Raw genomic sequence first — 23,935 nt, 5'->3', positions numbered from 1 at the left:
GCCTACGGGCGGTTTTTTTGTGTCTAGTGTTTATGAAGTTAATTTAATTGCTCACAAAGAAGGATTGAAAGCACCCTCACTTTAGGGTAAATTGACGTATAAAATTATAATTATTTTGGGCCGGGTTTAATTTCCAAGGCCTGATACCTATATGTAAATGAGCGCATGTATCGATCTTTTTTCGGTTTAAAAGAACTTCCCTTTAAAATTTCCCCAGATTTGTCATATTTTTACAAGCAAGCATCCAGAGAAGAAATGGTTGAAGCCTTGTTGTACTCGATTCTCAGGGGGGATGGCATTGTAAAGGTAGTGGGTGAAGTCGGCGTCGGCAAAACAATGATGTTACGCATGCTGGTCGAAAAGCTTCCCAAGCACTACCAAAATATCTATATCTCTTCCCCTAATTTATCTCCAATCGACTTCTTGAAGTTCATTTGTAGTGAATTACAAATTCCTTATGATTCAACGGATACAAAGCATGATCTTGTTAGACGTTTGCAGGCACGTTTGATTGAAGCTTATGCACAAGGTAAACGAGTTGTCATGTTGGTCGATGAAGCTCAGTCAATGACCTTAGATGCATTAGAAGAGGTGCGCTTGCTCGGTAACTTGGAAACCGAAACCGATAAACTCTTACAAATGGTTTTGTTTGGTCAGCCCGAGTTGGATGTCACGCTTAATGATGTGCGAGTCAAGCCTCTAAAAGATCGTATTGCAGCGGAGTTAACGCTTCCTCCATTCAATGCTAATGAAGTGTTCATGTATCTGAACTATCGAATGCGCGTTGCCGGGCGACTGGATCAAGATGTCTTTACCAGCAAGCTTGCGAAGCAAGTATGGAAGATATCAGGGGGCTTTCCAAGAGCGATCAATTTGCTAGCCGATAAGCTTTTGATGGCGGCGTTTAGTGATGGCGATATGCAAGTTAAGAAAAAGCATCTTAAAGCATTAGGTTATTCATCATCGACCTCTAATAAAGGCAAAGGTATCTGGCCAAGATACGCGGTTGTTTTTGGTGGTTTGCTGATTTCATTAAGTGTGATGGCTTTCGTATGGCAGAAAGGGCAAGGAATGGTTGTCATTCCGAAAAATGCCAGTCAAATGCCAATTACGTCAAACACTTTATCAATCAAAGAGCTGTCCGAGAAGACTGATACGAACATCAAAACCATCAAAGTGCTATACCGATTAAACATGTCGGCATTTCAGTATCTCCAGCAGTTACCCAATAGTGGTGAATTGCTTCTGTTGTCACGAGACCATATTCATGATTTTCAGTCTATGTATAAAGAAGTCACGTCAAAAATCTCTCAAGCCCAACAATCTAAAGTGTATGTGTTGTTGAACCTTAATCCTGCTAAAAATCTTTTTGAAACCTTGACATTCTTTGATGTTAGCAACCTCTCACAAGAAGCGGTTAAGACGCTACAAGAACAATTCTCCAATGAAATGCCACAGCTGGCTTCACGCGTACTAACTGTTCAACAGTTAAAGGCTGCACTATGAAAACGAAAATTTTTGCACTATCCATTCTATTTTTTGGGTTGCAGTCATGCAGTACGTCACAAACCGTAAAGCGGGATCCGGTTGCGCCACCATTATCCAAAGATTTTAATCTTGAAGGGCATTTGACCACGAGACCAACGCTGAAGAGTGACGGAAGTGCCCAAATGGACGCGCCAATTCCTAGCTTGGTGGGCGTACAGGCTATTAACATCAACCCAGATACTGGTGTCGTCAAAAAGCTTTACAGTGTGTCTGCGGTAAAGGTTCCCGTGAATGACCTGCTCTATAACTTATCAGTGGATGCCAAGAAACAACTTGATTTATCTTCGGAAGTAAAAGGAGAGGTTACGATCAATGCGCTTAATCAACCTTTGGACGAAATTCTAAAAAGAATTACCGAGCAGGTGGGGGCTGTTTATGAGTTGTCGAATGGAACCATTAGTATCCGACCAGATACTCCATACTGGCACACCTATCGTGTGGACTACGTCAATGTAAGAAAACAGGTCAAAGACTCTACCGTGATGAAAATGTCAGTAGGAGATATTGGTAACGGTTCTGATTCTGGTGATGCGAAAGCCAGTGAGTTTCGTATGAATGTAGAGACGACCAACGATTTTTGGGGGGCATTGGTGAGTAATATTTCTTCAATGGCTCAGTTGGGATCCGAAGTTACCAAAAACGTTCGGGTTCGCAATAGCAATCATAACGCTGAATCCTCCGCTGGAATAGATGGCGGTTCGTTGACTAAAAATACAAGTGCTTCGGGTGGAGACACTGATTCTGTGACTGATATTAAAGTTAAGAATACGGACAATGTTGTTGTTAATAAGGAAGCTGGGCTTGTATCAGTTTACACCACGAGAAATCGTCAACAAAGGATCTCACATTATCTGGATAAAGTGATGCATCGCACTTCCAAACAAGTGTTGATTGAAGCTACGGTCGTTGAAGTTGAGTTGAACGATCAATATCAGGCGGGTGTCGACTGGTCGGCAGTGAGTGGCAGCAATTCCGCATCACAGAAATTGTTGGGATTGAATCTGTCTAATGCACCTTTCTTTAATCTCTCGTTGTCCAATGGAATGTTTGATTTGAAGATGTTGCAACAGTTTGGTAATACCAAGGTGCTTTCCAGTCCGAAGATTATGGCGATGAACAACCAGTCAGCTATGTTGAAAGTGGTTAAAAACCAAGTGTATTTCACGGTTGAAGTAGATTCGCAAATCAGTAATGGCCTACAGAGTACGACTTTTGAAACGACTGTGCACACTGTTCCAGTGGGCTTTATGATGAACATGACTCCGTTTATTTCAGATGATGGCAAGATTTCGATTAATGTGCGCCCAACACTTTCAAGAATTGTAGGCTATGTAAATGATCCGAACCCTGAACTTGCCAAGCAAAATGTAAAAAGCGAAATTCCTGTCGTTCAGGAGCGAGAAATGGACTCGGTTCTGAAGCTTAGAGATAAACAAACAGCGATTATCGGTGGCTTGATTCAAGATACGCACGATAATCAAAAACAGGGAGTGCCATTTTTAAGCTCAATTCCGTGGTTAGGGGATTTGTTTACCTACCGAGATGATACGGTGAAGAAGACAGAACTCATTATCTTTATCCGTCCCATTATTGTGAATAATCCTGATATTGATAATGGCGACCTGAAATCAGTCAGAAAGTTTCTTAAGACGAAGTCGAGTTAAATGAGTGTTTTGCTTGAAGCTTTAAAGAAAGCTGCCGAAGAGAAAAAGAAGCAGGCTGGGCAATCGACACATCACGAAACTGTTGAACCGATAGTTATGATGTCTCCAAGCCAAGAAAGTGTTGAGACCTCTGTTTCGGATTCCTTGTCTGCAACGGCAGATATGGCTAATGACACTGAGTTTGATGAACCATTGGCGTTAAAGTTTAATTTCGAGGTAGTAGAACAACCACAGAAAATTGACAATAGTCAGGTCGAGCAAGACACAATGGCTTCACAGGAAGTGAGTCATGTTGACGTTACTCACGCCGCAACTCCTTTGGAGGTTGCAGAGGGCTTTGAAGTCTCCCTTTCAGAAGAAATGCTTGTGTCTGAAAATGCAGCTCATCTAGATAGTCCTAGTCAAGAAATACTGAACGATGGGTTAGCATTTCGACTACAGGATTCTGTTCAGTCCAAGTCGACAATTTCAGATGATTTGGAAACGCGCTTAGCGGTATCTGAGTTTGAAGCCGATAATACTTCACGTACCGCCGATATAAGCAATACTATTTTTGATGACAGCGCTCCTGAAGAAGATCCTGTCAAGGAGTCTGTAGAAATTATCCCAGATTCTTGGGAGACTATGCACTCTGAAAGTTCACCTCAAAATAATGATGATGAGTTGGAAGCTTCAGTTAAGATTATTGGTTCGGAAGAAATTTCGGCATCAGCAAGTAATCACTATGAACATGATTGGAGTCTTGAGCAGATTCCCGGTTACCAGCGCTACGGTTCTACTGAGAGTCAGCAGAAGAAAACCAGATTAATTTTACCTCATTTAATCAGTAAGAAAACTCACCTTCCAAGCAAATGGCGGCTCTATTTTTTCAGCGGCATTCTTGCGCTGTTAGGACTAGCCTATTATGCAATGCTCTACTTTGATCAACAATCCTCAGTGATAGATGAAGATTTGCAGCGCTATCAGATTTTGAGCAAACCTAGGGTTGTTGAACCAGCAATGCTTTCTCATGCTGAATTGCAGCCAAAGACCCCGTTATCATCATATCAACAGGATATAAAACAAACGGATGTCACACAGTCAGAGACAGTTTTAAGCAAAGCAATTGAAAGCAAAATGGCGAATAAGACCGTTGAGGCTAAAGTTGACAAGACACCTTTAAAACCTCAAAAACAAACTGGTCACAAGAAAGCTGAGTTAGTTGCTCAAAAGTTCCCTAAACAAATCACGCCTAAAATGACAATCGTCAGCCGAGAGCTGGAGAGTGCTGTCTCTATGGCATTCAAAGCATATCAGCGTTCTGATTGGCAATCGGCGAGACGTTATTACCAGCAAGCTTATGAAGAGGATTCAAGCAGTCTTCCTGCTCTTTTTGGTTTGGGAGCGGTTGCGGTGCAACTGGGAGAACAAAATAAGGCGGTAGCTTATTACCAAAAAGTATTGGCATTGGAACCGAGGAATCAGTTGGCGCAAAAAGCGATTTTGAGTATTCAATCTTTGGAAAATAGTAATCAACGAACCATTGATGAGCTCAAAAGTTTGGCAGAGGCAAGCCCAAATGATTCTGAAGCTACCTTTGCACTGGGTAACGCTTATGCCAAAAGAAAAGACTGGGTAACAGCACAATCCTATTACTTTAAAGCTTATCAACATAATTCAGCTCAACCGATTTATGTGTTGAATTTGGCTGTTAGCTTAGACCAGCTTGGTGAGTATCGGCTCGCGAAACAATACTATGATGAAGCGCTAGCGAAATCGTCTGTCAGTTCACCCGAATTTGATACCAATAGCATTAAACGACGTTTGGTAGTCCTCAATCAATTTCTCAGTAGGGAGCAGTAGCTTTGGCTCAAGTGGTGCGTTTAGGTGACAAGCTCGTTTTAGAAGGGGTGATTACCGCTGATCAGCTTCGTATTGCGTTGACTGAACAAAAGCTGACAGGGAAAAAGCTGGGGGAAATCTTGGTATCACTTGGCTTCCTTTCGGAAGAGGACTCAAGAGAAATCTTAGGCGAGGTTGTCGGATACAGTTCCATGACCTTGAAGGGTGTAGTACCAGACTCCCACGCATTAACATTGGTCTCGGAATCTTTTGCAAGAAGTCATTTGGTAATGCCGATTAGTGTAACTGACGATCGGTTGAAAATTGCGATGGCGAGCCCCGATGACATCTTGTTGTTGGACAAACTAAAGCGCCACATAAAAAAAGATATTCGCATTGAACCGGTATTGGTTTCAGAAACCGATATTCAGCATGCAATAGATCATTATTACGGTTATGAACTGTCGATTGACGGCATACTTAGAGAGTTGGAAACCGGTCAGGTAGACCTTTATTCCGTAGCGGAAAAAGATGAATACTCTCAGCCAATGGTGAGGTTGGTCGATGCCATTTTGACTGATGCGGTTAAGAATGGGGCTTCTGACATCCATTTCGAGCCGGAGCAACATTATATACGCGTTCGTTATCGTATTGATGGTGTGTTGGCGACGATTCGGCTTTTCCACAAATCAATATGGTCAAGCTTGGTAGTGCGCTTGAAGGTCATGGCCAAATTGGACTTGACCGATCAGAGAATGCCGCAAGATGGCCATATGGACTTGATTGTCCATGGACGGAAAATTGATTTCAGGGTGTCTTCTCTGCCTGGTACAGATGGTGAAAATTTTGTATTGAGGATTTTGGACCGGGAAAAAGGCATTGTTCCTTTAGAACAACTTGGCTTAGATGCTGGCAGTTATCAGGATTTGAAACTGATGATGTCTCGTCCTACGGGTATCCTTTTGGTGACGGGGCCGACGGGTTCAGGGAAAACCACCACGCTTTATTCGATGTTGAATGAGCTCAATCACGAAGGTGTAAATATCATGACGTTGGAAGATCCTGTTGAGTACCCAATGTCGATGATTCGCCAGACATCTATTAATGAAGATATTGGGATGACGTTCGCTGCGGGTGTTAGAGCCCTGTTGAGGCAAGACCCAGATATTATTCTGATTGGTGAGGTTCGAGATGGTGAAACGGCTGAAATGGCGCTAAGAGCCGCCATGACAGGGCATCAAGTTTTCGCAACTTTGCATACCAACTCTGCGATTGGCTCTATTCCAAGATTATTTGATATCGGCGTTCAGCCTTCAATACTTTCCGGTAATATCATTGGTATTCTCGCACAGCGCTTAGTGCGTAGGCTTTGTCCAAATTGTAAGGCTCCTTACAAACCTGAACCTTTTGAGAAAGAAATCTTGGGGATTAAAGCAGAAGAAGATATCACCCTTTATCACGCGCAAGGTTGTAAGCACTGTAATGACATTGGCTACAAGGGGAGGATTGCCATTACCGAAACCTTGAGATTTACCGATGAGTTGGATGAGTTGATTTTGCAACGAGCTTCGCAACATCAGATTTTAGAAATGGCAATTTCCCAAGGGTTTCGTCCCATATTGCAAAATGCTTTGAAATGGGTTCGTTCAGGGGATACAACATTAGATGAAATTAGCCGCGTGGTTGATTTGACGGAGCTGATTTAGCCATGCTGGAGTATCGTTATAACGGTGTCAATCGCTTTGGTAAGCGTGTCAATGGAGAGATGCAGGCTGCAAATGCTCAGGATTTGGAGCAGCGTTTAAAGCTGGCGAAGGTTGAGTTAATTTCTTATCAAGAGCGCTCTCCGGGATTTTTTTCTAGAGTCGGCAGTAAACGTATATTGCGAAGAGATGTTATCACCATCACCATGCAATTTCGGCAACTGCTCAAGGCTGGAGTGTCTTTAATGGATATCATTGATGACCTGAGACAGTCCTATGAGAATGATGCGGTTAAAGAAATGCTGTCTTCCATCTATGAAGCAATGGAAGGAGGAGAGAGTTTTTCCAGTGCTTTGTCAGGTTATGAAAAAGAGTTCGGCAAGGTGTATGTTTCCCTCGTTGCGATCGGAGAACAGACAGGGCAGTTGGAAACTATTTTAGAGAATCTGGAACAGATGCTGAAATGGGAAGAAAGCTTAAGTTCGAAAGCCAAAAAAGTCATGATTTACCCTTCCATTGTCGGAACAGTTGTTATAGCCGTTGTATTGTTGACGATGGTTTTTGTGGTGCCCGAAGTGATGAAATTCGTTAAAGAGATGGGCGGTGAGTTGGGCTTTGCGACTAAAGCGCTTGTTGTGACTTCGGATTTTGTTCGAGAAAATATTATCTTGATCTTGTTGTTCCCTTTTGCGGTGTGGTTCGGTATCAAGTATCTACTGAAAAAATCAAAACGTTTTAGAGTGAAATTGGATGCATCCATTTTTAGAGTCAAAGTGATTGGTCCTGTGCTTTATAAGTTGAAGATTGCCAGAATCGCCAATTCACTTGCCATCATGTATGAGGCAGGAATGAGTTTTACCAATAGTTTGCGTATGTCAGTGAATGTCGCCAACAATGCCTACCTCGAACAAAAGGTGGAAAGAGCCATTCGTTTGATTGAAGACGGTTTGCCAATCAATGAAGCCTTTACAGAAGCTGAGGTTTTTCCATCAATGGCGATTCGAATGGTCAAGGTTGGCGAGCTTAGCGGTAATATGGATCAGGCGCTAAGAAATGTCAGCGAGTTTTACGATAATGAAGCAAAAGAAACCATTGAAAAGATTGAACCAGCGGTAGAACCAGCTTTGACGATTGTAATGGCATTGATGGTCGGTTGGGTAATGATGGCCGTGTTGGGACCAATTTATGACACCATTTCCAAGGTACAATGATGGATAAACTGTTATACCTCAATGAATCGGGCGTAGTGTTGATTGACGTGAACAGTGCAATGCAACATAAATTGTCTGAAACCAAATTTTCTTGGAGTGATTGGGATCGAATTGAAACGGCTGTTGGCGGGCTACCTTCGGAGAAAAGCGTTGCTGTCATATTAGATTTCGTAGACGACTCCCATCAAATGCACTGGGTTGCGAAGTTGTTTCCTTGGGAAAAACAAGCTTACGAAAAGCGATTAGAAGAAAAAACGCGCTCTGAGGGTGCTATATTGGTTCGTCTTAGCTGGTTCGCTCACTATCGTCAAACGGATGAAGGGCGTGATGAGCAGGCTTTGATGATTTCCAGTGTGTTCAGCAACACTCAGCTTGAAGCCTTGTTTAACTTATTTGAAGAGGCGCAGATTTCCGTTAAGGCGATTTACTCCTATTCCTTTCTGCTGGAAAACTTTTTCCTCAACAAGCTTGCGCCAGCATTGAGTTTATCGAAGAAGGATTTGGAGAGACCCATGATGCTGGTGTTTCGAGAATCCAGAGTGAATTTCCGCCAGATATTTTTTAACTTCGGACGACTGAACATCAGTCGTCATATAGAGTTAGATGATGAATTGGAAAGTGACCATGCCATCAACTCGGGGTTGATCCACGAGACACAGATCGCCGTCAAATATCTTTACAACCAGAAGCTCATTCCTCTTAATTCTGAAGTGAGCTTTATCTATATCAATTCCCATGGTCATGATGAAGGGGAAGTGGCGACAGAGTATTTGGAAAAAGTTGCCTTAAGCAATTGGAGTCCGGAAGCCTTTTTCGTAGTCGCTTCCGATCTTTATACGATTACCAATACTCGTCGTTGGGACGACTCCTTGTACAATACGCTGGACTTCCTCACGGCATATTTGCATAAATCAAACCTACAGACCTTTTATAAAAACCATTTCGTGAACAAGATTCTGTTGTTTTCAAGGTTGCAGAAATGGTTATTGAGCTTATCGATTTTCTTGTTCCTGTTGGCAAGTTATTATCTTTTAACTTTGGGTGTCGATAACTATATGTTGAGTCATAAACGCCAGTTGATGGATGTAAAGATTCAGCAGTTGAATGAAGAAAAGAGCCGGTTGCAACGTTCGGTTGATCTCCAATATGACGCAGAAGACATTAAAGCATCGGTGAACTTTTCAGAATCACTGTTGAAGCTTAAGCTTAGAGGTATTGCTGGTTTTGATATGGCGGCGTTATCTCAGGTGTTGAGTCGTCACAATCATATTGCGTTGTCGTCCGTCGCGTGGCAAAAACTGGATACATTTGATTCTTCCTCTATTTCGGTGACGTTGAAAGGGTGGGTTTATCCTTTTCATGAGGCTTATGAAATGCCTGTGAAATGGGTTGATGACTTAGTGCAAGATTTTCGATCTAAGCCAAATGTTGAAAGTGTCACTTTAACCAAAGAGCCCTTGGATCGCAGTTTGAAAAAATCTCTCGTCATTTCCAGTGCTTCAGATGAAGCCATTAATGTACTTCCCTTTGAGGTGAAGTTGGTGATTGGAGGTGGCAAGTGAGGCTTAACTGGGCAGACAGCTTTATTCGACAATATGTGCAAAAGCCGGCGTTGATCTTGTTGGTGCTTTTATTGACATTCGGCGGGCTGGCGTTTGGATTGTTGAACTATCAGGAAAGTCTGGAACGAGATAACCAAATAACAGAACATCACTTGAGAAACCTGCTAAAACAAGTGCAATTTTTAAGAACTCAAGAGCAATTGTTTAAGACGTATGGCGATAAGTATCAAGAGTTTTTGAATGAAGGGTTGGTCTATCAGCAAGATCGGGTGAAGTGGACGGATGAATTGTTGAAAATAAAGGCGCAGCTAAATCTTGTACCATTTAATTTTCAGTTTGATGCTGAGCAACAACTGACTAGGAAGAGTGTTGCCTATCTTCAATTAGATAAGAATATTTTCTACTTCACCCAGTTGCACCTTGATATCGGATTGATGTCGGATTTGGATTTATTGACGGTATTGGATAAGATCAGAGAAAACATCACCCCGTTGTTTTTGGTGAAGGGTTGTGAAATGTCTGCGCACAATGAGGCTATCCAAAAACCGAAATTTACCCCAAATCGTTCATTGTTTGATGCAAAATGTACTTTGATTTTGTTTCAAGCCAAGCCAACGCCTTTTAAGTTGGACTGAGTTGGTTTAGGCGCGTGAATGCCCTAGTAGGAAATGCTATTGAAAATTAGTACGCTGTCTGTTGTCTTTTTCATTGCACTGGTCTTGGTGAGAATGCCGGTGTATGCGGATGAAACATTTGGAAAGCTGTTTCTGACCCCACAACAACGCGAACAGATTAACCAGCAACGCCAAGCTTTTTTGTACAAGGAGCAAGGTGTTAAGCCAGCAGCATCTCAGCAAAAAGCTGCCGTAAAACCATCAAAATCTACCAGGTTGGGGTCTCCAGTATTGACGCTTTCGTCTATTATTACGACGCCAGAAGGGCAGCTGTTTCGTTTAAATGGCAAGTACGTTAAGCATGATAAGTCCGGCTATCGGCTTAAGCAGAACTTGCAGGAACCTCATTCGGCACAAGTGCTGCTCAAAGGTAAGGAAATTAATCTTAAGGTCGGTGAAACCTATGTTCCGGGGAAAGATAAAAAAGTAAAAAGCTACTTGATTACACCGAAACAAAAGCAAGAGAAGATCAAGTTGAGCTCGGTCAGGGAAGTTTCACCGGCTTCATCAAATGAACAGCAAATGGATTTGAGTTCGCAAATTGAAAACTTGCAGCGTTTAACGGAGTTGACGAAATAAATATGTTTGGCATTGAGAGTGCATATCTTTTACCTGTATTAGCGATTATTGCGGCGGGCGGGCTGTATGTTGGTTATACCGCTACACGGGCTTTAAAACAGGAAAAAGACAAGGTAGAGCAGTTACAGCAAGAGTATCAAACCCTCAGCAGTCGCTATGCGCAGATTGAGCAGGTTGCAATGACGGCAGAGAACAGTCTAAGTGTGTTGCAGGCGAAGCTCGAAAAAATGACTGAAGATGAAAAGGACTATGTTTCACAAATCACACGCTTGGAAACGCAGCAGAAATCTGACAGAGCGAGTTTTGAGGAAAAGTTGGCATTGCTTGAGAATGCAAAGCAAGCTTTGACACAAGAGTTCAAACTGTTATCAACGCAGATATTTGAAGAAAAACAAGCACAAATAAATACTCAGAACAAAGAGGCTTTAGGCGCAGTATTGAACCCACTGCAACAAAGTCTGACAGAGTTTAAGAACAAGATCGACCAAACGCATAAGGCAGATATTGAAGGGCGTGCTACGTTGGTGGAGCAGCTCAAGCAGTTGAAAGAGCTTAACCAAACCATGTCGAATGAAGCCAAAAGCTTAACTCAGGCTTTGAAAGGGGATAACAAGCTTCAAGGAAACTGGGGTGAGATGATTTTGGAAAAGATGCTGGAAAGCTCGGGTTTGAGACTAGGCATTGAGTACGAAAGGGAGAAGTCCCTTTATTCAGACGATAACAAGCGTCTGCGCCCGGATGTGATTGTGAATTTGCCGGATGATAAACACATTATTATCGATTCAAAAGTTTCATTGAATGCCTATGAATCAGCTCTGAATGCTGAAGATGATAAAACCCGAGTTGAGCAGGTCAAGGCTCATTTGGTGAGTCTGCAAAAGCATATCGAAGCACTTAGCATCAAACGTTACGATCATATTGAGTCTTTAAATGCCCCGGACTTTGTTTTGATGTTCATTCCAATCGAGGGGGCGTATTTAATGGCGATTGAGCAGAACCCTGCGTTGTTTGAATCGGCATTTGAGAAGAATATCGCGGTGGTGACGCCGACTACCTTGTTTACCACTTTGAAGACCATTGAACAGCTTTGGCGTTATGAAAGGCGCTCGGAAAATACTTCAAGCCTGATCAAAAAAGCAGCAGATGTTTATGACAAGTTTGTTGGTTTTGTTGAGAGTTTTGAAAAGGTGGGAAGTCAGTTGGAAAGTGCGCTTTCCAGTTACGATCAAGCTAAAAAACGGATGGTGAGCGGGAAAGGGAATTTGATTAACCAAGCTCAAATGCTTAAGGATCTGGCAGGTAAAACCAAGAAAGACCTTCCTAAGCACCTTGTTGATGAAGCGGACGTGAGTTTGCCAGAGTTGGATAAAGATTAGTTTGAGTGATTGCGTTTTGCTTTTACTTCTTTCAAAGTTTCTGTAATCAGTTCTAAAAGCATTTGAGGGCGGAAAGGTTTTTTTAGCCAAGCCCTTACTTGTCTGCTTTGTGCCATTTCTTTTGTTGAGTGATCGGTTTCGGAAGATAAGATAAAAATGGGAACATTTGTTTGTAGATGTTGTTCATTTAAAGTGTCGATCATGTCTAACCCAGTTTTATCAGGCATCATGTAATCAAGGATTAAAATATCGTACTGGTTTTGCTGGCACAGCTTGAGACCAAGCTCGACATTGTTTGCGGTATCGACCTTTATATTGTCTAGCGTTTCCAAAGTTAACCGAATGAGCGATCGGGTGACATTAGAGTCGTCGACCGCTAAAATATGTGCCATAACTTATTCCTCAAAGACCTTGCTCTATTCTAGCAAAGCCTGCACATTTATACGTCATTTTGCGGCAGCATTTACAGGTTGTGAATAAAAGCACATAATTAAGCGTTGTTTTATTCAAAGTGTTTGATTTTAATTGGGAAAGTATTTATAATCCCCGCTTTCCGAAAAGGAATACACATAGCTTTTATGTATCAATGAGTTAGATGCATAAAAACAGAAGAAATTGTAGGTAGGATTTCCTACCTTCGCAGATCAAGATAGGAGAAAGTCATGGTCGTTATTCGTTTAGCACGCGGTGGTGCAAAAAAGAACCCTTATTATCGTGTAATGGTTGCGGATCAACGCAACAAAGCAACTGGTCGTTTCATCGAGCAAGTTGGTTTCTATAACCCAACGGCTAAAGGTGCAGAAGAAATGCTTCGTCTTGATACTGCGAGAGTTGAGCACTGGGTGTCTCAAGGCGCTCAAATGAGCCCAAGAGTTGCAAAATTGATCAAAGACGCTAAGTAATTAACCCTTAGAACTTTTGGTATGAGCGTGGCTGACGGCGAAAAACTTATTCTGGGTAAAATCAGTGGTATTTTCGGCGTAAAAGGTTGGTTGAAGATTTTTTCCCATACCGAGCCTCGCGACAATATTTTGAGCTATTCACCTTGGCTGGTTAAAGTTAAGGGTGAGTGGCGAACCTTCGATTTAGAAGATGGGCAAGAAATTCAGGGTGGCAAAGGAATTGTTGCCAAACTGGAAGGAATAGATGATCGTGATGAAGCGCGCCTATACATGGGGTGTGAAATCGCAATCAATCCAGAGCAACTTCCTGAAGCGGAAGATGGCTACTACTGGAGAGAACTGATTGGTTGTTCTGTAACGGATCAAGAAGATAACGACCTAGGTGTTGTGACCGCATTGATCGAAACAGGCGCACATGATGTTCTTAGAGTAGAAAAGGATGGTCATTCCATATTGATTCCATTTGTCGAAGGTACGTTTATTTTGGATGTGGATGTTGAAAACAAACATATCCAAGTTGACTGGGATGATATCGAAGAATAAGCATCCTATTTATGGAGCGAGTTATGCGCTTTGATGTCATTACGCTTTTCCCTGAAATGTTTGAAGCAATCAATGCTTCGGGGGTTTCAAGCAGAGCGTTACAACAAGGCCTGTATAGCTTCCATAGTTGGAATCCGCGGCAGTTTACGACGGATGTCCATCAAACGGTAGACGATAGACCATATGGTGGTGGTCCTGGGATGTTGATGAAATATCAACCTCTTAAGGATTCAGTCGATGCGATTGAAACCACCATCGGAGAGAAACCTTATGTGGTTTATCTTTCTCCACAAGGAACGCCGCTGACTCAGGCAAAGTTACAGACTTTGGTTGAAAAGCCGAACCTCACTCTGGTTTGTGGGCGTTATGAAGGATTGGATGAGCGTTTCATCTTATCTGAAGTGGATGAAGAGATTTGCGTAGGGGATTTTGTCGTCAGTGGAGGGGAGTTACCCGCCATGATGTTGATGGATGGTTTGATTCGTTTGCTACCGGGGGCTTTAGGCCATAACCAGTCAGCTGAGCAAGATTCGTTTTCGGATGGTTTATTGGATTGTCCGCATTACACAAGACCTGTAGAGGTCAACGGCATGAAAGTGCCGGAGGTGCTGCAACAGGGAAATCATGCAAAAATTGATGCATGGCGAATGGAGCAGAAACTCGAAAGGACGGCGCAGAAGCGTCCGGACCTATATGCAGCTTACTTGGCTCAACAAGCTAAGTAACTGCATGACAATTTGGATTCAACCTCTGACAGCTTGTCTGTGTATTGTTGGATAAAATGCATTTCAAAGTTATAGCAAAAGACTTTGATAGATTAAGAGAGCATAAAAATGAAAAACCCAATTATTGCGCGTATTGAAGAAGAGCAAATGAGCAAGCAACTTCCAGATTTTTCAGCTGGTGATACTGTTGTTGTTCAAGTAAAAGTAAAAGAAGGTACTAACGAACGTCTTCAGGCTTATGAAGGTGTTGTTATCGCTAAGAAAAACCGTGGTTTGAACTCTTCATTCACTGTTCGTAAGATTTCTCATGGTGTAGGTGTTGAGCGTACTTTCCAAACTTACAGCCCATTGGTTGATTCTGTTGAAGTTAAGCGTCGTGGTGCGGTTCGTCGTGCTAAGCTTTACTACCTACGTAACCTATCTGGTAGAGCAGCAAGAATCAAAGAAAAAGTTAAATAAGACTTTTCATGAAAGGCACTCATTTGAGTGCCTTTTTTGTTTGTAGCAGTGTAAACTCATCGCTATGGCATCCGACACAGTATTCCAATCTCAATTAAAATCTTTTCTACAGTTTCTCAGGTTCAACGAAGGGTTGAGCGAAAACACGCTTGCCGCTTACCGCAGAGATTTAAAAATCTGCCAGGTTGGGGTTGAGTTCTCGGATTTCAAAACAGTCTCCAATCAGCAGTTGGAAGATTTTATCTATCAGCAATTTGAGCAAGGTAAGAGTGCCAAATCCATTGCTAGGTTGATCTCCTCTCTCAAACGTTTTGCACAGTATTTGTTGGCTCAACATGTCATTAGTGTTGATCCTACGGCCAAACTGAAGTCACCTTCCATTCCTCGTTCGATTCCCAAAGTCATTTCCGAAAAACAGGTTGAAGACTTGCTTGCGGCACCGGATTTAACTACGCCATTAGGGTTGCGTGACAAGGCGATTTTGGAGTTGATGTATGCCTCTGGGTTAAGGGTTTCCGAGGTAGTGACGCTGCCTTATGAACAGCTCAATCTTTCGGCGGGTTTGGTACGCGTTGTGGGGAAAGGGAATAAGGAACGAATTGTGCCGATAGGAGAGCTGGCGATAGATGCGCTAAAGGTTTATATTGAAAGCTCAAGACCGCAATTGGCTGCCAAGCGTTGGGTTGATACGTTGTTTGTCTCACGCTTAGGTCGTCCTATGACTCGCCAAACGCTATGGCATAGAATCAAAAATTTGGCTTTTGAGGCGGATATACGCGTTCAGTTATCGCCGCATGGCCTCCGCCATGCCTTTGCAACGCATTTAATCAATCATGGGGCAGACTTGAGAACTGTTCAGCTGCTCTTGGGGCACTCTGATCTGTCAACGACTCAAATTTATACGCACGTTGCCAAGCAACGTCTGCAAGCACTTCATCACAAGCATCATCCTCGCGGATAATCACGATTTCTCGGTACTAGTCAGCTTTCTTTAAGGTTTTCGAGGTGCTAATTAAGGTGGAAACCGTTAAAATTCTATCAATGGTTTTTAAAAAAGATTAGGTGTTATGAAAAAACAATTTTTGAAGAAATCGCTTTTGGCGATGGTGTTGTCGACAGCTTTTATGGCGATGGCACAGGCCGATGAGCAAACGATCCGAAATACCTTGAAAGATATTACGCCAAATGCGGCTGAGGCCAAGATTACCCCGAGTGTTATTCCGGGTCTGTATCAAGTGGTTTTAGGGACACGAGTATTGTTGATGGATGACAAAGCGCGTTATGTTTTTTCAGGTGACTTGATTGACCTGAAAACACGCAAGAACCTAACAACGGCAGCAGAGAACAAACAGAGAAAAAGTATTCTGGACAGCTTAGATGAATCGAAGATGATTGTTTATCCAGCGAAAGGCGCTACCAAGCGTACGATTACGGTTTTCTCTGACATTGACTGCCCGTATTGTAAAAAACTTCATGATGACATTCCTAAGCTGACGGCAGCAGGTATCAAGGTGCGTTATTTGTCTTTCCCACGTGCGGGCGTCGGTTCTGGTTCTTATAAGAAGGCAGTGGCGGTTTGGTGTTCTTCAGACAGAAGAAAGGCTTTGGACAAGGTGATGATGGGTGTAGCAGTAGATATGAAGACTTGTGCGAACCCTGTAATGAACGATATGAAGCTTGCTGAGTTGTTTGGCGTGAATGGCACTCCGAATATCCTGTTGGATGATGGTGAGTTGATTCCAGGATATGTTGAGTCAAAAGACTTGATTCAAAAGCTGGTTGGTCCGCATTAAAGCATTGATTTGATCACTAGCGATTAAAATTTTGCTTGACTAAAAAAAACGCGCCATTTGGCGCGTTTTTTATTTCCGTACAGGGCGTTCAAGTTATAGTGAATCCCATTTGGTACGTCTGTTTGGCACTCTGAAAAAGCGACCAATCAATAAACCAAGAAGTAGTACACCACCACCTGTCAGGAACCATTGACGTTGCACAACATCACCCGCTTGGCTGATTTGTTCTTTCAGAATGGCATTGTCAGATTTGATTTTCTCAATTTCCTGGCTGAACTGCTGGTTTTGTTCATTCAATTCAATGCTCTTGCCGGAAATAGACTTAATCTCAGCCAATTGCTTTTGTAACTTGAAGTTATCTTCTTTGGTTTTCTTTAACTCGTTGCTGACGTCGTTGAAACGAGAGTCCAGAGTAGATTTCTCTTGAAGTGCTTGGTTAAGTTTTTTCTCGATACGAGAGGTCTTATCAATTTGCTGAGCCAATCTAACGCGAGCGATAGGTTGGTTTAACAGCACGCTTGAAGGCATCCAACCAACAATATCTTCATCTTTATAGTGGTAGGACAGTTTTGTCCAGCCGTCATCATTCACTTCTAAAATGGTTACTGGTGTGCCCGATTTCAACAACCTTAAAATTTTGTATTTATAACCAGGTTGGGTTCTAAGCGGAATTTGTACAGAATCGGTCACATAATGCGTGTAATCGGATTGAGGTTGCCCTGAATCCTCTGCTACAGCTGTTTGACCGATGGTCAAGCCACCGACAAGCATTAAGGATGAAATGATTTGCAGGTTAGATTTGACTGATTTTTTCATGTTGATCCTTCAAGTTTTTTAATGCAGTTTTGTGCTCATCCAGCTTTTGTCTTTCTTTGGCAACAACTGCTTCAGGCGCTTTGGCAACAAAACTGTCGTTGGACAGTTTTCCTTCCATGCGTTGAATATCGCTCTCTAGGCGATTGATTTCCTTGTTTAGACGCTCTAGCTCGGCTTCTTTGTCAATCAAACCTGCCATTGGAATAAGAATGTTCATTTCTCCAACCAATGCAACAGCTGATTCTGGCGCCTCCTCAGAGTCAGATAATACCGTGATTGATTCCAATTTCGCAAGTGTTGACAGGTAAAGGTGGTTATTTTCCAACCATAGTTCATCCGTTGCGCTTAGCTTGGTCAAGATTACCGGTAACTGTTTGCTTGGTGCGATGTTCATTTCAGAACGAATACGACGAACACCCATGATGAATTGTTTTACCCATTCCAGCTCTGCCACAGCAGCCGTGTCAATTTTGCTATTGTCACTTAATGGATAAGGTTGCAGCATGATGGTTTGGCCATCTTTCGCGGCAAGTGGAGCAACGGTCTGCCAAATTTCTTCAGTGATAAATGGAATGATAGGGTGTAGCATGCGAAGCAGAGTTTCAAGCACGCGAACCAAGGTGCGGCGAGTGCCACGCTTAGCTTCATCTGAGCTGTCGTCACTATTTAGGATAGGCTTGGATAACTCCAGATACCAGTCACAGTACTCATTCCAGGTGAACTCATAAAGCGCGGTTGAAGCAAGGTCGAAACGGTAAGATTCAATATGTTTGGCAACTTCAGCTTCCACTTCTTGCAAACGGGAGACAATCCATTTGTCGGCCAGAGATAATTCGTATGCAGCTTTTTCGTCCACACCTGTGTCATAGCCTTCAGTGTTCATCAATACATAACGCGCTGCATTCCATAATTTATTACAGAAGTTGCGGTAACCTTCGCAGCGGTTTAAATCGAAACGAATATCACGACCTGTTGAGGCTAGAGAGGCGAAAGTGAATCGAAGCGCATCTGTTCCATAGGCATCAATACCGTCAGCAAACTGTTTGCGAGTGGCTTTTTCGATTTTCGCCGCTTTTTCTGGTTGCATCATGCCGTAAGTACGCTTAGAAACCAGGCTTTCCAAGTCAATACCGTCAATCAGGTCAATCGGGTCTAGGACGTTACCTTTGGATTTGGACATTTTTTGACCTTCACCATCTCGAACCAGACCGTGTACATAAACTTGTTTGAAAGGAACTTGTCCAGTGAACTTTAAGGTCATCATAATCATTCTGGCAACCCAGAAGAAGATAATGTCAAAACCAGTGACCAAAACCGAAGTCGGATGGAATTTTTCCAACTCAGGTGTTTGTTCCGGCCAGCCAAGTGTAGAGAATGTCCATAGCGCTGAGCTGAACCAAGTGTCTAGCACGTCTTCATCTTGAGACAATGCTGTAGAGCTGTCTAAACCATTTTGTTGGCGGACTTCTTCTTCTGTGCGACCAACATAGACATTTCCAGCTTCGTCATACCAAGCGGGAATACGATGTCCCCACCAGATTTGGCGAGAGATACACCAGTCTTGGATGTTGTTCATCCACTCGAAGTAGGTGTTTTCCCAGTTCTTAGGTACAAATTCGATATCGCCGTTTTTAACCGCGTCAATAGCTGGTTTTGCTAATTGCTCCACGGCAACATACCACTGATCAGTCAGGTAAGGTTCGATAACTGCATGAGAGCGATCACCGCGAGGAACCATTAGTTTGTGAGGCTTAATGTCTTCAATTAACCCAAGAGCTTCAAGGTCTGCAACCGCTAGACGACGTGCTTCGTAACGCTCTAATCCTTGGTATTTCTCTGGAACTCCTTCGTTCATGTTAGCGTCAATCGTCATGACGTTCAGCATTGGCAGGTTATGACGTTTCCCCATCTCATAGTCGTTGAAGTCATGGGCAGGGGTGATTTTTACGCAACCTGTACCGAACTCCATATCGACGTAATCGTCAGCGATAATTGGAATTTCGCGCCCCACCAAAGGAAGGGTAACGGTCTTGCCTATAAGATTCTTGTAACGTTCGTCTTCAGGGTGAACAGCAACTGCTTGGTCACCGAATAGTGTTTCAGGGCGGGTAGTAGCAACCACCAAATGACCTGAACCGTCTGTGAGTGGGTAGCGCATGTGCCATAGGTTGCCTTGTTCTTCTTCAGAAATGACTTCCAAATCAGAAACGGCGGTGTGGAGAACTGGATCCCAGTTTACAAGGCGTTTGCCACGATAGATTAATCCTTCTTCGTAAAGGCGAACAAAAACTTCTTTAACGGCATTCGAAAGGCCGTCATCCATCGTGAAGCGTTCACGGCTCCAGTCTGGTGATGCGCCCAGACGACGAAGCTGTTTGGTGATGGTTCCACCGGATTCCGCTTTCCATTCCCAAATTTTGTCAATAAAAGCATCTCGACCAACATCATGGCGACTAAGGCCTTTAGCAGCTAATTGGCGCTCAACGACCATTTGCGTTGCAATCCCTGCGTGGTCAGTACCTGGCTGCCAAAGCGTGGAGTGGCCTTTCATTCGGTTGTAGCGAATGAGAGTGTCCATAATGGTATCTTGGAATGCATGACCCATGTGTAGGCTACCGGTGACATTCGGCGGAGGGATCATAATGCTGTAGTTCTGACCAGTTGTACTTTCTTGAGGTTTAAAGAAACCTTTATCTTCCCAATTTGAGTACCATTTTTTTTCAATTGATGCGGGGTCGAAATGCTTTTCCATTGTTGCCTTTAAAATAAAACGATTTTGTTTCTAAAAATAGGTCGGATTATAGCATTTATGCTGGTGAAAGTTTAGGGTTGGATGCTGGGTAAAAGCTGAACTATCGTTTGAGGCGTTTTTGGCTAAAGAGAACGAAAGTTGATGAGCGTGCCTTACCCAATGTTTGAGGGTAAGGCATAAGTGGCTTGGGCTAAGATTGAAGCAACTGTAATACGTTTGAACGATTTTGATTGCTTTGCGCCTGCATGGCGATACTACTTTGCTCAAGAACCTGCTGCTTGCTTAATTGCGTCAGCGCCTTTGCATAGTCTGTGTCGTTAATCTGGCTTCGACTACTTTGTGCATTGACGTTTTGGGTTGCTAGGTTTTCAACGGTGCTTGCCAATCCGTTTTGTTGTGCACCAAGCTGGCTACGGCTGGTTGATAGGTTTTCTAATGCAGTCGTGATGGATGAGTAGGCATTACTGGCATTTGCTGTGGATGTAATGTCCAAGCCGTTTAAACCTTGTGCATTGGTTGTCAGGTTTGGAAAGGTTAGGGCGTTGGTTGAGTCACCCAGCCCAATACTAAGTGTATTCTGAGAACCATCCAGTAGATTTATGCCATTAAAGCTGGCTTGCCCTACATATTGATTGATTGCCTGTAAGCCTTGTTGGAACTCTTGGTTTAATGTCTGACGTTGGGCATCGCTGTAAGTGCCGTTTTGAGCTTGTGTTGCCAGTTCTCCTAAGCGAAGGAGCTGGTTGCCAATATTCTCTCCGGTACTGTCAGCAATTTGCAGAGCCGAAATACCATCATTGGCATTACGAGTGGCAATGTCTTGTTGACCGATTTGTGTCGTCAGCGCTGTCACAACAGCTTTTCCAGCGGCGTCATCTGCTGAGGTATTGATACGACTGCCTGATGCTAGGCTTTGTTGAAGGCTTGCATAGGTGGTTGCGTTGTAATTGGATATGGAATCAATAGACATGGCTAACTTCCTCCGATTGCGTACTTTATATTTCTATTTTACGCTTAATCGGCAAAGAATGAAAATTGTCTTTTGACTCAATGGGTTAATGTTGAATGATAGGCATAAAAAAACCCCGGAAGGCCGGGGTTTTTTGTGTTGAGTTTTCTAAGATTACTTAGTGAACTCTGGGTATGCTTCCATACCACATTCAGTTTGGTCAACACCTTCGAACTCTTCTTCTTCAGAGACGCGGATGCCCATAACTGCTTTGATGATAGACCAGACGATCAAGCTTGTAATGAATACCCAAGCGAAGATCACTGCAATACCAGTTAGCTGAGCTACGATAGTTGCATCTTTGTTTGTGAAGGTAACAGCGATTAGACCGAAGATACCTACGATACCGTGAACAGAGATCGCACCGACTGGATCGTCGATTTTGAACTTAGTGTCCATGATGATGATTGCGAATACTACGATGATACCACCAACAAGACCGATCAAAGTTGCTTCTAGAGCAGTTGGCGTTAGAGGTTCTGCAGTGATTGCAACCAAACCAGCCAATGCACCGTTCAACATCATAGTCAAGTCAGCTTTACCGAACTTCAACTTAGAAGCGATAAGTGAACCGATAACACCACCAGCCGCAGCCATTAGCGTGTTAACGAATACCATTGCTACTGCGTTTGCTTCATCAACGTTAGATACTTTAAGCTCTGAACCACCGTTGAAACCGAACCAACCCAACCATAGGATGAATGTACCTAGAGTTGCTAGAGGTAGGTTTGCACCAGGGATAGCTTTTGATTCACCTTCAGGAGTGTATTTACCTTTACGAGCACCTAGTAGTAGAACACCTGCAAGAGCTGCTGCACCACCAGCCATGTGAACGATACCAGAACCAGCGAAGTCAAGGAATCCTAAACCATCTAGGAAACCACCACCCCATTTCCAATAACCTTGCATTGGGTAGATGAACGCGGTGAAAACGATAGCGAAAACGAAGAAAGACATAAGCTTCATACGCTCAGCTACAGCACCAGATACTACAGACATTGCAGTTGCAACGAACACAACTTGGAAGAAGAAGTCTGACATACCTGAGTAGTAAGGCGCACCATCACCACCTTTCAACACGTCAGCAACAGTGTGATCCGGGCTCAACAAGAAGCTGATACCAGGAATGAAGCTATTGATAGCATCACTAGGATACATGATGTTGTAACCAACAAGCATGTACATAATACAAGCGATAGCGAAAAGACCAACGTTCTTCGCTAAGATTTCAGTCGTGTTCTTAGCGCGAACAAGACCGGCTTCGAGCATGGCAAAACCTGCTGCCATCCACATAACTAATGCACCAGTTACCAAAAAGTAAAAGGTATCTAGTGCATAATTTGTTTGAATTAATTGTTCCATACCTAAATTTCCTTATGACTAAATTTCAAATAGTTTGTTATCAACTTTGAAGAGAAATCATTGTGTGAATGAGTATCCTGCTTTGATTCCACTTCGTTAATGATTAAAAGAACTATTTAAAGGGCAACATCCCCGGTTTCTTCAGTACGAATACGTACTGCGTTTTCTAATGGGCTTACGAAAATTTTTCCGTCACCGATTTTTCCGGTTCTGGCTGCATTTCCGATTGCTTCAATCACGCTGTCCACCTTGTCATCAGCAACTGCGATTTCAAGACGAACTTTTGGAAGAAATTCGATGGCATATTCCGCCCCACGATAGATTTCCGTGTGACCTTTCTGGCGTCCAAAACCTTTGGCTTCTGTTACAGTCATCCCGTGCACATCAATTTCGTGCAGAGATTCGCGAACATCATCAAGCTTAAAAGGTTTGATAATTGCTACTACTAGTTTCATACTAACCTCTGATTTGTAATGAATAAAAAAAGAGTATTTCGTTGTCCTAGATAGCTCTGGCTGTGCCATGTGCTAAAAACCCTTTTATAACAACAAGATATATTAATTTTTGACTTTATTTTAGAAAGTTATTTGAACCGTTTGGTGCAATTTTATTTTTTATGGTGCATTCTGAATGAAAACTTTTTTTAGCCGCTTTCCGAAGATCGTCGTGGCATTAATAGCGCAAGGAATCGCCCTGATTGTCTTGGCTGGTTTGGTTTTATTGGCGAGCTATATTGTTACGCCTCCATACCCTTTGTGGGTATTGGTGATATTGCAAGGTGTACTGGCTGCATTCATTAGCTGTCGCATCGGTTTGCCCTGTTGGTGGCGTATCATTCAAATAGCTTTGCCTATAGGGCTCTACTTGGGATTAACTTATAAAGTGAATCCTTGGCTGGCGCTAGGCATTTTTGTTGTACTGTGGCTGGTATTCTTTAATGCAATCAAGGAACGTGTGCCACTTTACTTAACCAATAACACCACAAGAGAAGCACTGAAGAAGCTTGTCAAAAGACGTCGAAACGTTAGGTTCCTCGATTTGGGAGCAGGTCTAGGTGGGAATGTTGTTTATATGTCCCAGTTACCTAATGTGCAACGCTCTGATGGCGTGGAAACCGCTCCAATTCCTTATTTGGTGGCAAGACTATTCACATTGCTCCGTGGTGGGCATATCTACGCAATGGATCTTTGGAAAACAAAAGTTGAATACTATGATGTTGTTTATGCTTTCTTATCACCGGAGCCGATGGAGAAGTTATGGCAAAAGCTTTCCAATGAAATGGTGAGCGGATCAGTTTTTGTCTCTAATAGTTTTGCCGTGCCTGATGTTGAACCATCTGAAGTTTGGGAGTTAAACGACTCCAGAAAGACTAAGCTTTATATCTATCATATTTAATAAAAACAGCCAAAATCTACCAGGTTGGGGTACCTGCCGGT

The 23,935-nt window shown here is 42.9% G+C and carries 22 protein-coding genes; 16 read left to right on the top strand and 6 right to left on the bottom strand.

The annotated features are described in order from the left end of the window. The first annotated feature begins 165 nt into the window (after positions 1 to 165). The 9 genes from HVMH_RS08420 to rmuC are packed head-to-tail and all read left to right on the top strand — an operon-like array spanning position 166 to position 12,138. Positions 166 to 1,506 carry an ExeA family protein gene (locus tag HVMH_RS08420; RefSeq protein ID WP_051623008.1) on the top strand — a complete coding sequence of 447 codons (1,341 nt, stop codon included), beginning with the start codon at positions 166 to 168 and terminating at the stop codon, positions 1,504 to 1,506. Then, positions 1,503 to 3,212, top strand: a complete 1,710-nt coding sequence (locus HVMH_RS08415; RefSeq protein WP_029909957.1) for a type II secretion system protein GspD — start codon at positions 1,503 to 1,505, stop codon at positions 3,210 to 3,212. Before HVMH_RS08420 ends, HVMH_RS08415 begins: the two co-directional genes overlap by 4 nt. Then, positions 3,213 to 5,054: a tetratricopeptide repeat protein gene (locus tag HVMH_RS08410; protein WP_051623007.1), complete on the top strand. Its 1,842-nt coding sequence runs from the start codon at positions 3,213 to 3,215 to the stop codon at positions 5,052 to 5,054. 11 nt (positions 5,055 to 5,065) lie between these two features. After that, positions 5,066 to 6,739 carry a GspE/PulE family protein gene (locus tag HVMH_RS08405; protein WP_232087834.1) on the top strand — a complete coding sequence of 558 codons (1,674 nt, stop codon included), beginning with the start codon at positions 5,066 to 5,068 and terminating at the stop codon, positions 6,737 to 6,739. Positions 6,740 to 6,741: 2 nt separating this feature from the next. Continuing rightward, positions 6,742 to 7,947 (top strand): type II secretion system F family protein, encoded by a 1,206-nt coding sequence (locus HVMH_RS08400; protein WP_029909949.1) that lies wholly within the window; start codon positions 6,742 to 6,744, stop codon positions 7,945 to 7,947. Beyond that, positions 7,947 to 9,509, top strand: a complete 1,563-nt coding sequence (locus tag HVMH_RS08395; protein WP_029909946.1) for a hypothetical protein — start codon at positions 7,947 to 7,949, stop codon at positions 9,507 to 9,509. Before HVMH_RS08400 ends, HVMH_RS08395 begins: the two co-directional genes overlap by 1 nt. Then, positions 9,506 to 10,144, top strand: a complete 639-nt coding sequence (locus HVMH_RS08390) for a hypothetical protein (RefSeq protein WP_029909943.1) — start codon at positions 9,506 to 9,508, stop codon at positions 10,142 to 10,144. The genes HVMH_RS08395 and HVMH_RS08390 overlap by 4 nt, the downstream gene beginning before the upstream one ends. A 39-nt stretch (positions 10,145 to 10,183) precedes the next feature. Then, positions 10,184 to 10,762 carry a hypothetical protein gene (locus HVMH_RS08385; protein WP_155837665.1) on the top strand — a complete coding sequence of 193 codons (579 nt, stop codon included), beginning with the start codon at positions 10,184 to 10,186 and terminating at the stop codon, positions 10,760 to 10,762. A 2-nt stretch (positions 10,763 to 10,764) separates the two neighbouring features. After that, on the top strand, positions 10,765 to 12,138 hold the full coding sequence (gene rmuC, locus HVMH_RS08380; RefSeq protein ID WP_035628867.1) for a DNA recombination protein RmuC: 1,374 nt from the start codon (positions 10,765 to 10,767) through the stop codon (positions 12,136 to 12,138). Here the strand turns inward: rmuC and HVMH_RS08375 are convergent. Continuing rightward, on the bottom strand, positions 12,135 to 12,530 hold the full coding sequence (locus tag HVMH_RS08375; protein WP_029909934.1) for a response regulator: 396 nt from the start codon (positions 12,528 to 12,530) through the stop codon (positions 12,135 to 12,137). The two genes, rmuC and HVMH_RS08375, sit on opposite strands and share 4 nt — an antisense overlap. Before the next feature lie 270 nt (positions 12,531 to 12,800). Between HVMH_RS08375 and rpsP the strand changes: the two genes are divergently transcribed. From rpsP to HVMH_RS08345, 6 genes are all read left to right on the top strand, one after another. After that, complete coding sequence (gene rpsP, locus HVMH_RS08370) at positions 12,801 to 13,040, top strand: 30S ribosomal protein S16 (protein ID WP_029909932.1); 240 nt, start codon at positions 12,801 to 12,803, stop codon at positions 13,038 to 13,040. 21 nt (positions 13,041 to 13,061) lie between these two features. After that, complete coding sequence (rimM, locus tag HVMH_RS08365; RefSeq protein ID WP_029909930.1) at positions 13,062 to 13,583, top strand: ribosome maturation factor RimM; 522 nt, start codon at positions 13,062 to 13,064, stop codon at positions 13,581 to 13,583. Between the two features lie 23 nt (positions 13,584 to 13,606). After that, positions 13,607 to 14,308 (top strand): tRNA (guanosine(37)-N1)-methyltransferase TrmD, encoded by a 702-nt coding sequence (trmD, locus tag HVMH_RS08360; RefSeq protein ID WP_029909927.1) that lies wholly within the window; start codon positions 13,607 to 13,609, stop codon positions 14,306 to 14,308. Positions 14,309 to 14,416: 108 nt separating this feature from the next. Further along, positions 14,417 to 14,767: a 50S ribosomal protein L19 gene (rplS, locus tag HVMH_RS08355; RefSeq protein WP_029909925.1), complete on the top strand. Its 351-nt coding sequence runs from the start codon at positions 14,417 to 14,419 to the stop codon at positions 14,765 to 14,767. 64 nt (positions 14,768 to 14,831) lie between these two features. After that, a complete protein-coding gene (gene xerD / locus HVMH_RS08350) occupies positions 14,832 to 15,728 on the top strand; it encodes a site-specific tyrosine recombinase XerD (RefSeq protein ID WP_029909923.1) in 897 nt (298 codons plus the stop codon). A gap of 106 nt (positions 15,729 to 15,834) precedes the next feature. Further along, positions 15,835 to 16,560, top strand: a complete 726-nt coding sequence (locus HVMH_RS08345) for a DsbC family protein (protein WP_029909920.1) — start codon at positions 15,835 to 15,837, stop codon at positions 16,558 to 16,560. Positions 16,561 to 16,653: 93 nt separating this feature from the next. Here HVMH_RS08345 and HVMH_RS08340 read toward each other — a convergent pair whose 3' ends face one another. The 5 genes from HVMH_RS08340 to HVMH_RS08320 all read right to left on the bottom strand — a co-directional run bounded on the left by HVMH_RS08340 (position 16,654) and on the right by HVMH_RS08320 (position 22,954). Then, on the bottom strand, positions 16,654 to 17,376 hold the full coding sequence (locus HVMH_RS08340; RefSeq protein ID WP_029909917.1) for a TIGR04211 family SH3 domain-containing protein: 723 nt from the start codon (positions 17,374 to 17,376) through the stop codon (positions 16,654 to 16,656). After that, positions 17,354 to 20,128: a valine--tRNA ligase gene (locus tag HVMH_RS08335; protein ID WP_029909914.1), complete on the bottom strand. Its 2,775-nt coding sequence runs from the start codon at positions 20,126 to 20,128 to the stop codon at positions 17,354 to 17,356. The genes HVMH_RS08340 and HVMH_RS08335 overlap by 23 nt, the downstream gene beginning before the upstream one ends. Before the next feature lie 190 nt (positions 20,129 to 20,318). After that, complete coding sequence (locus HVMH_RS08330; RefSeq protein WP_029909912.1) at positions 20,319 to 21,098, bottom strand: flagellin N-terminal helical domain-containing protein; 780 nt, start codon at positions 21,096 to 21,098, stop codon at positions 20,319 to 20,321. 153 nt (positions 21,099 to 21,251) lie between these two features. Next, positions 21,252 to 22,499, bottom strand: coding sequence for an ammonium transporter (locus tag HVMH_RS08325; RefSeq protein WP_029909909.1), 1,248 nt, complete (start codon positions 22,497 to 22,499; stop codon positions 21,252 to 21,254). Between the two features lie 116 nt (positions 22,500 to 22,615). After that, a complete protein-coding gene (locus HVMH_RS08320; protein WP_029909906.1) occupies positions 22,616 to 22,954 on the bottom strand; it encodes a P-II family nitrogen regulator in 339 nt (112 codons plus the stop codon). A gap of 175 nt (positions 22,955 to 23,129) precedes the next feature. Between HVMH_RS08320 and HVMH_RS08315 the strand changes: the two genes are divergently transcribed. Next, positions 23,130 to 23,894 carry a hypothetical protein gene (locus HVMH_RS08315; protein ID WP_029909904.1) on the top strand — a complete coding sequence of 255 codons (765 nt, stop codon included), beginning with the start codon at positions 23,130 to 23,132 and terminating at the stop codon, positions 23,892 to 23,894. Positions 23,895 to 23,935: the final 41 nt, after the last annotated feature.

It is taken from the genome of Hydrogenovibrio marinus, assembly GCF_013340845.1.
In the GTDB taxonomy this organism is placed as follows: Bacteria; Pseudomonadota; Gammaproteobacteria; order Thiomicrospirales; family Thiomicrospiraceae; genus Hydrogenovibrio; species Hydrogenovibrio marinus.
This window is presented reverse-complemented; position numbering and strand designations above follow the sequence as displayed.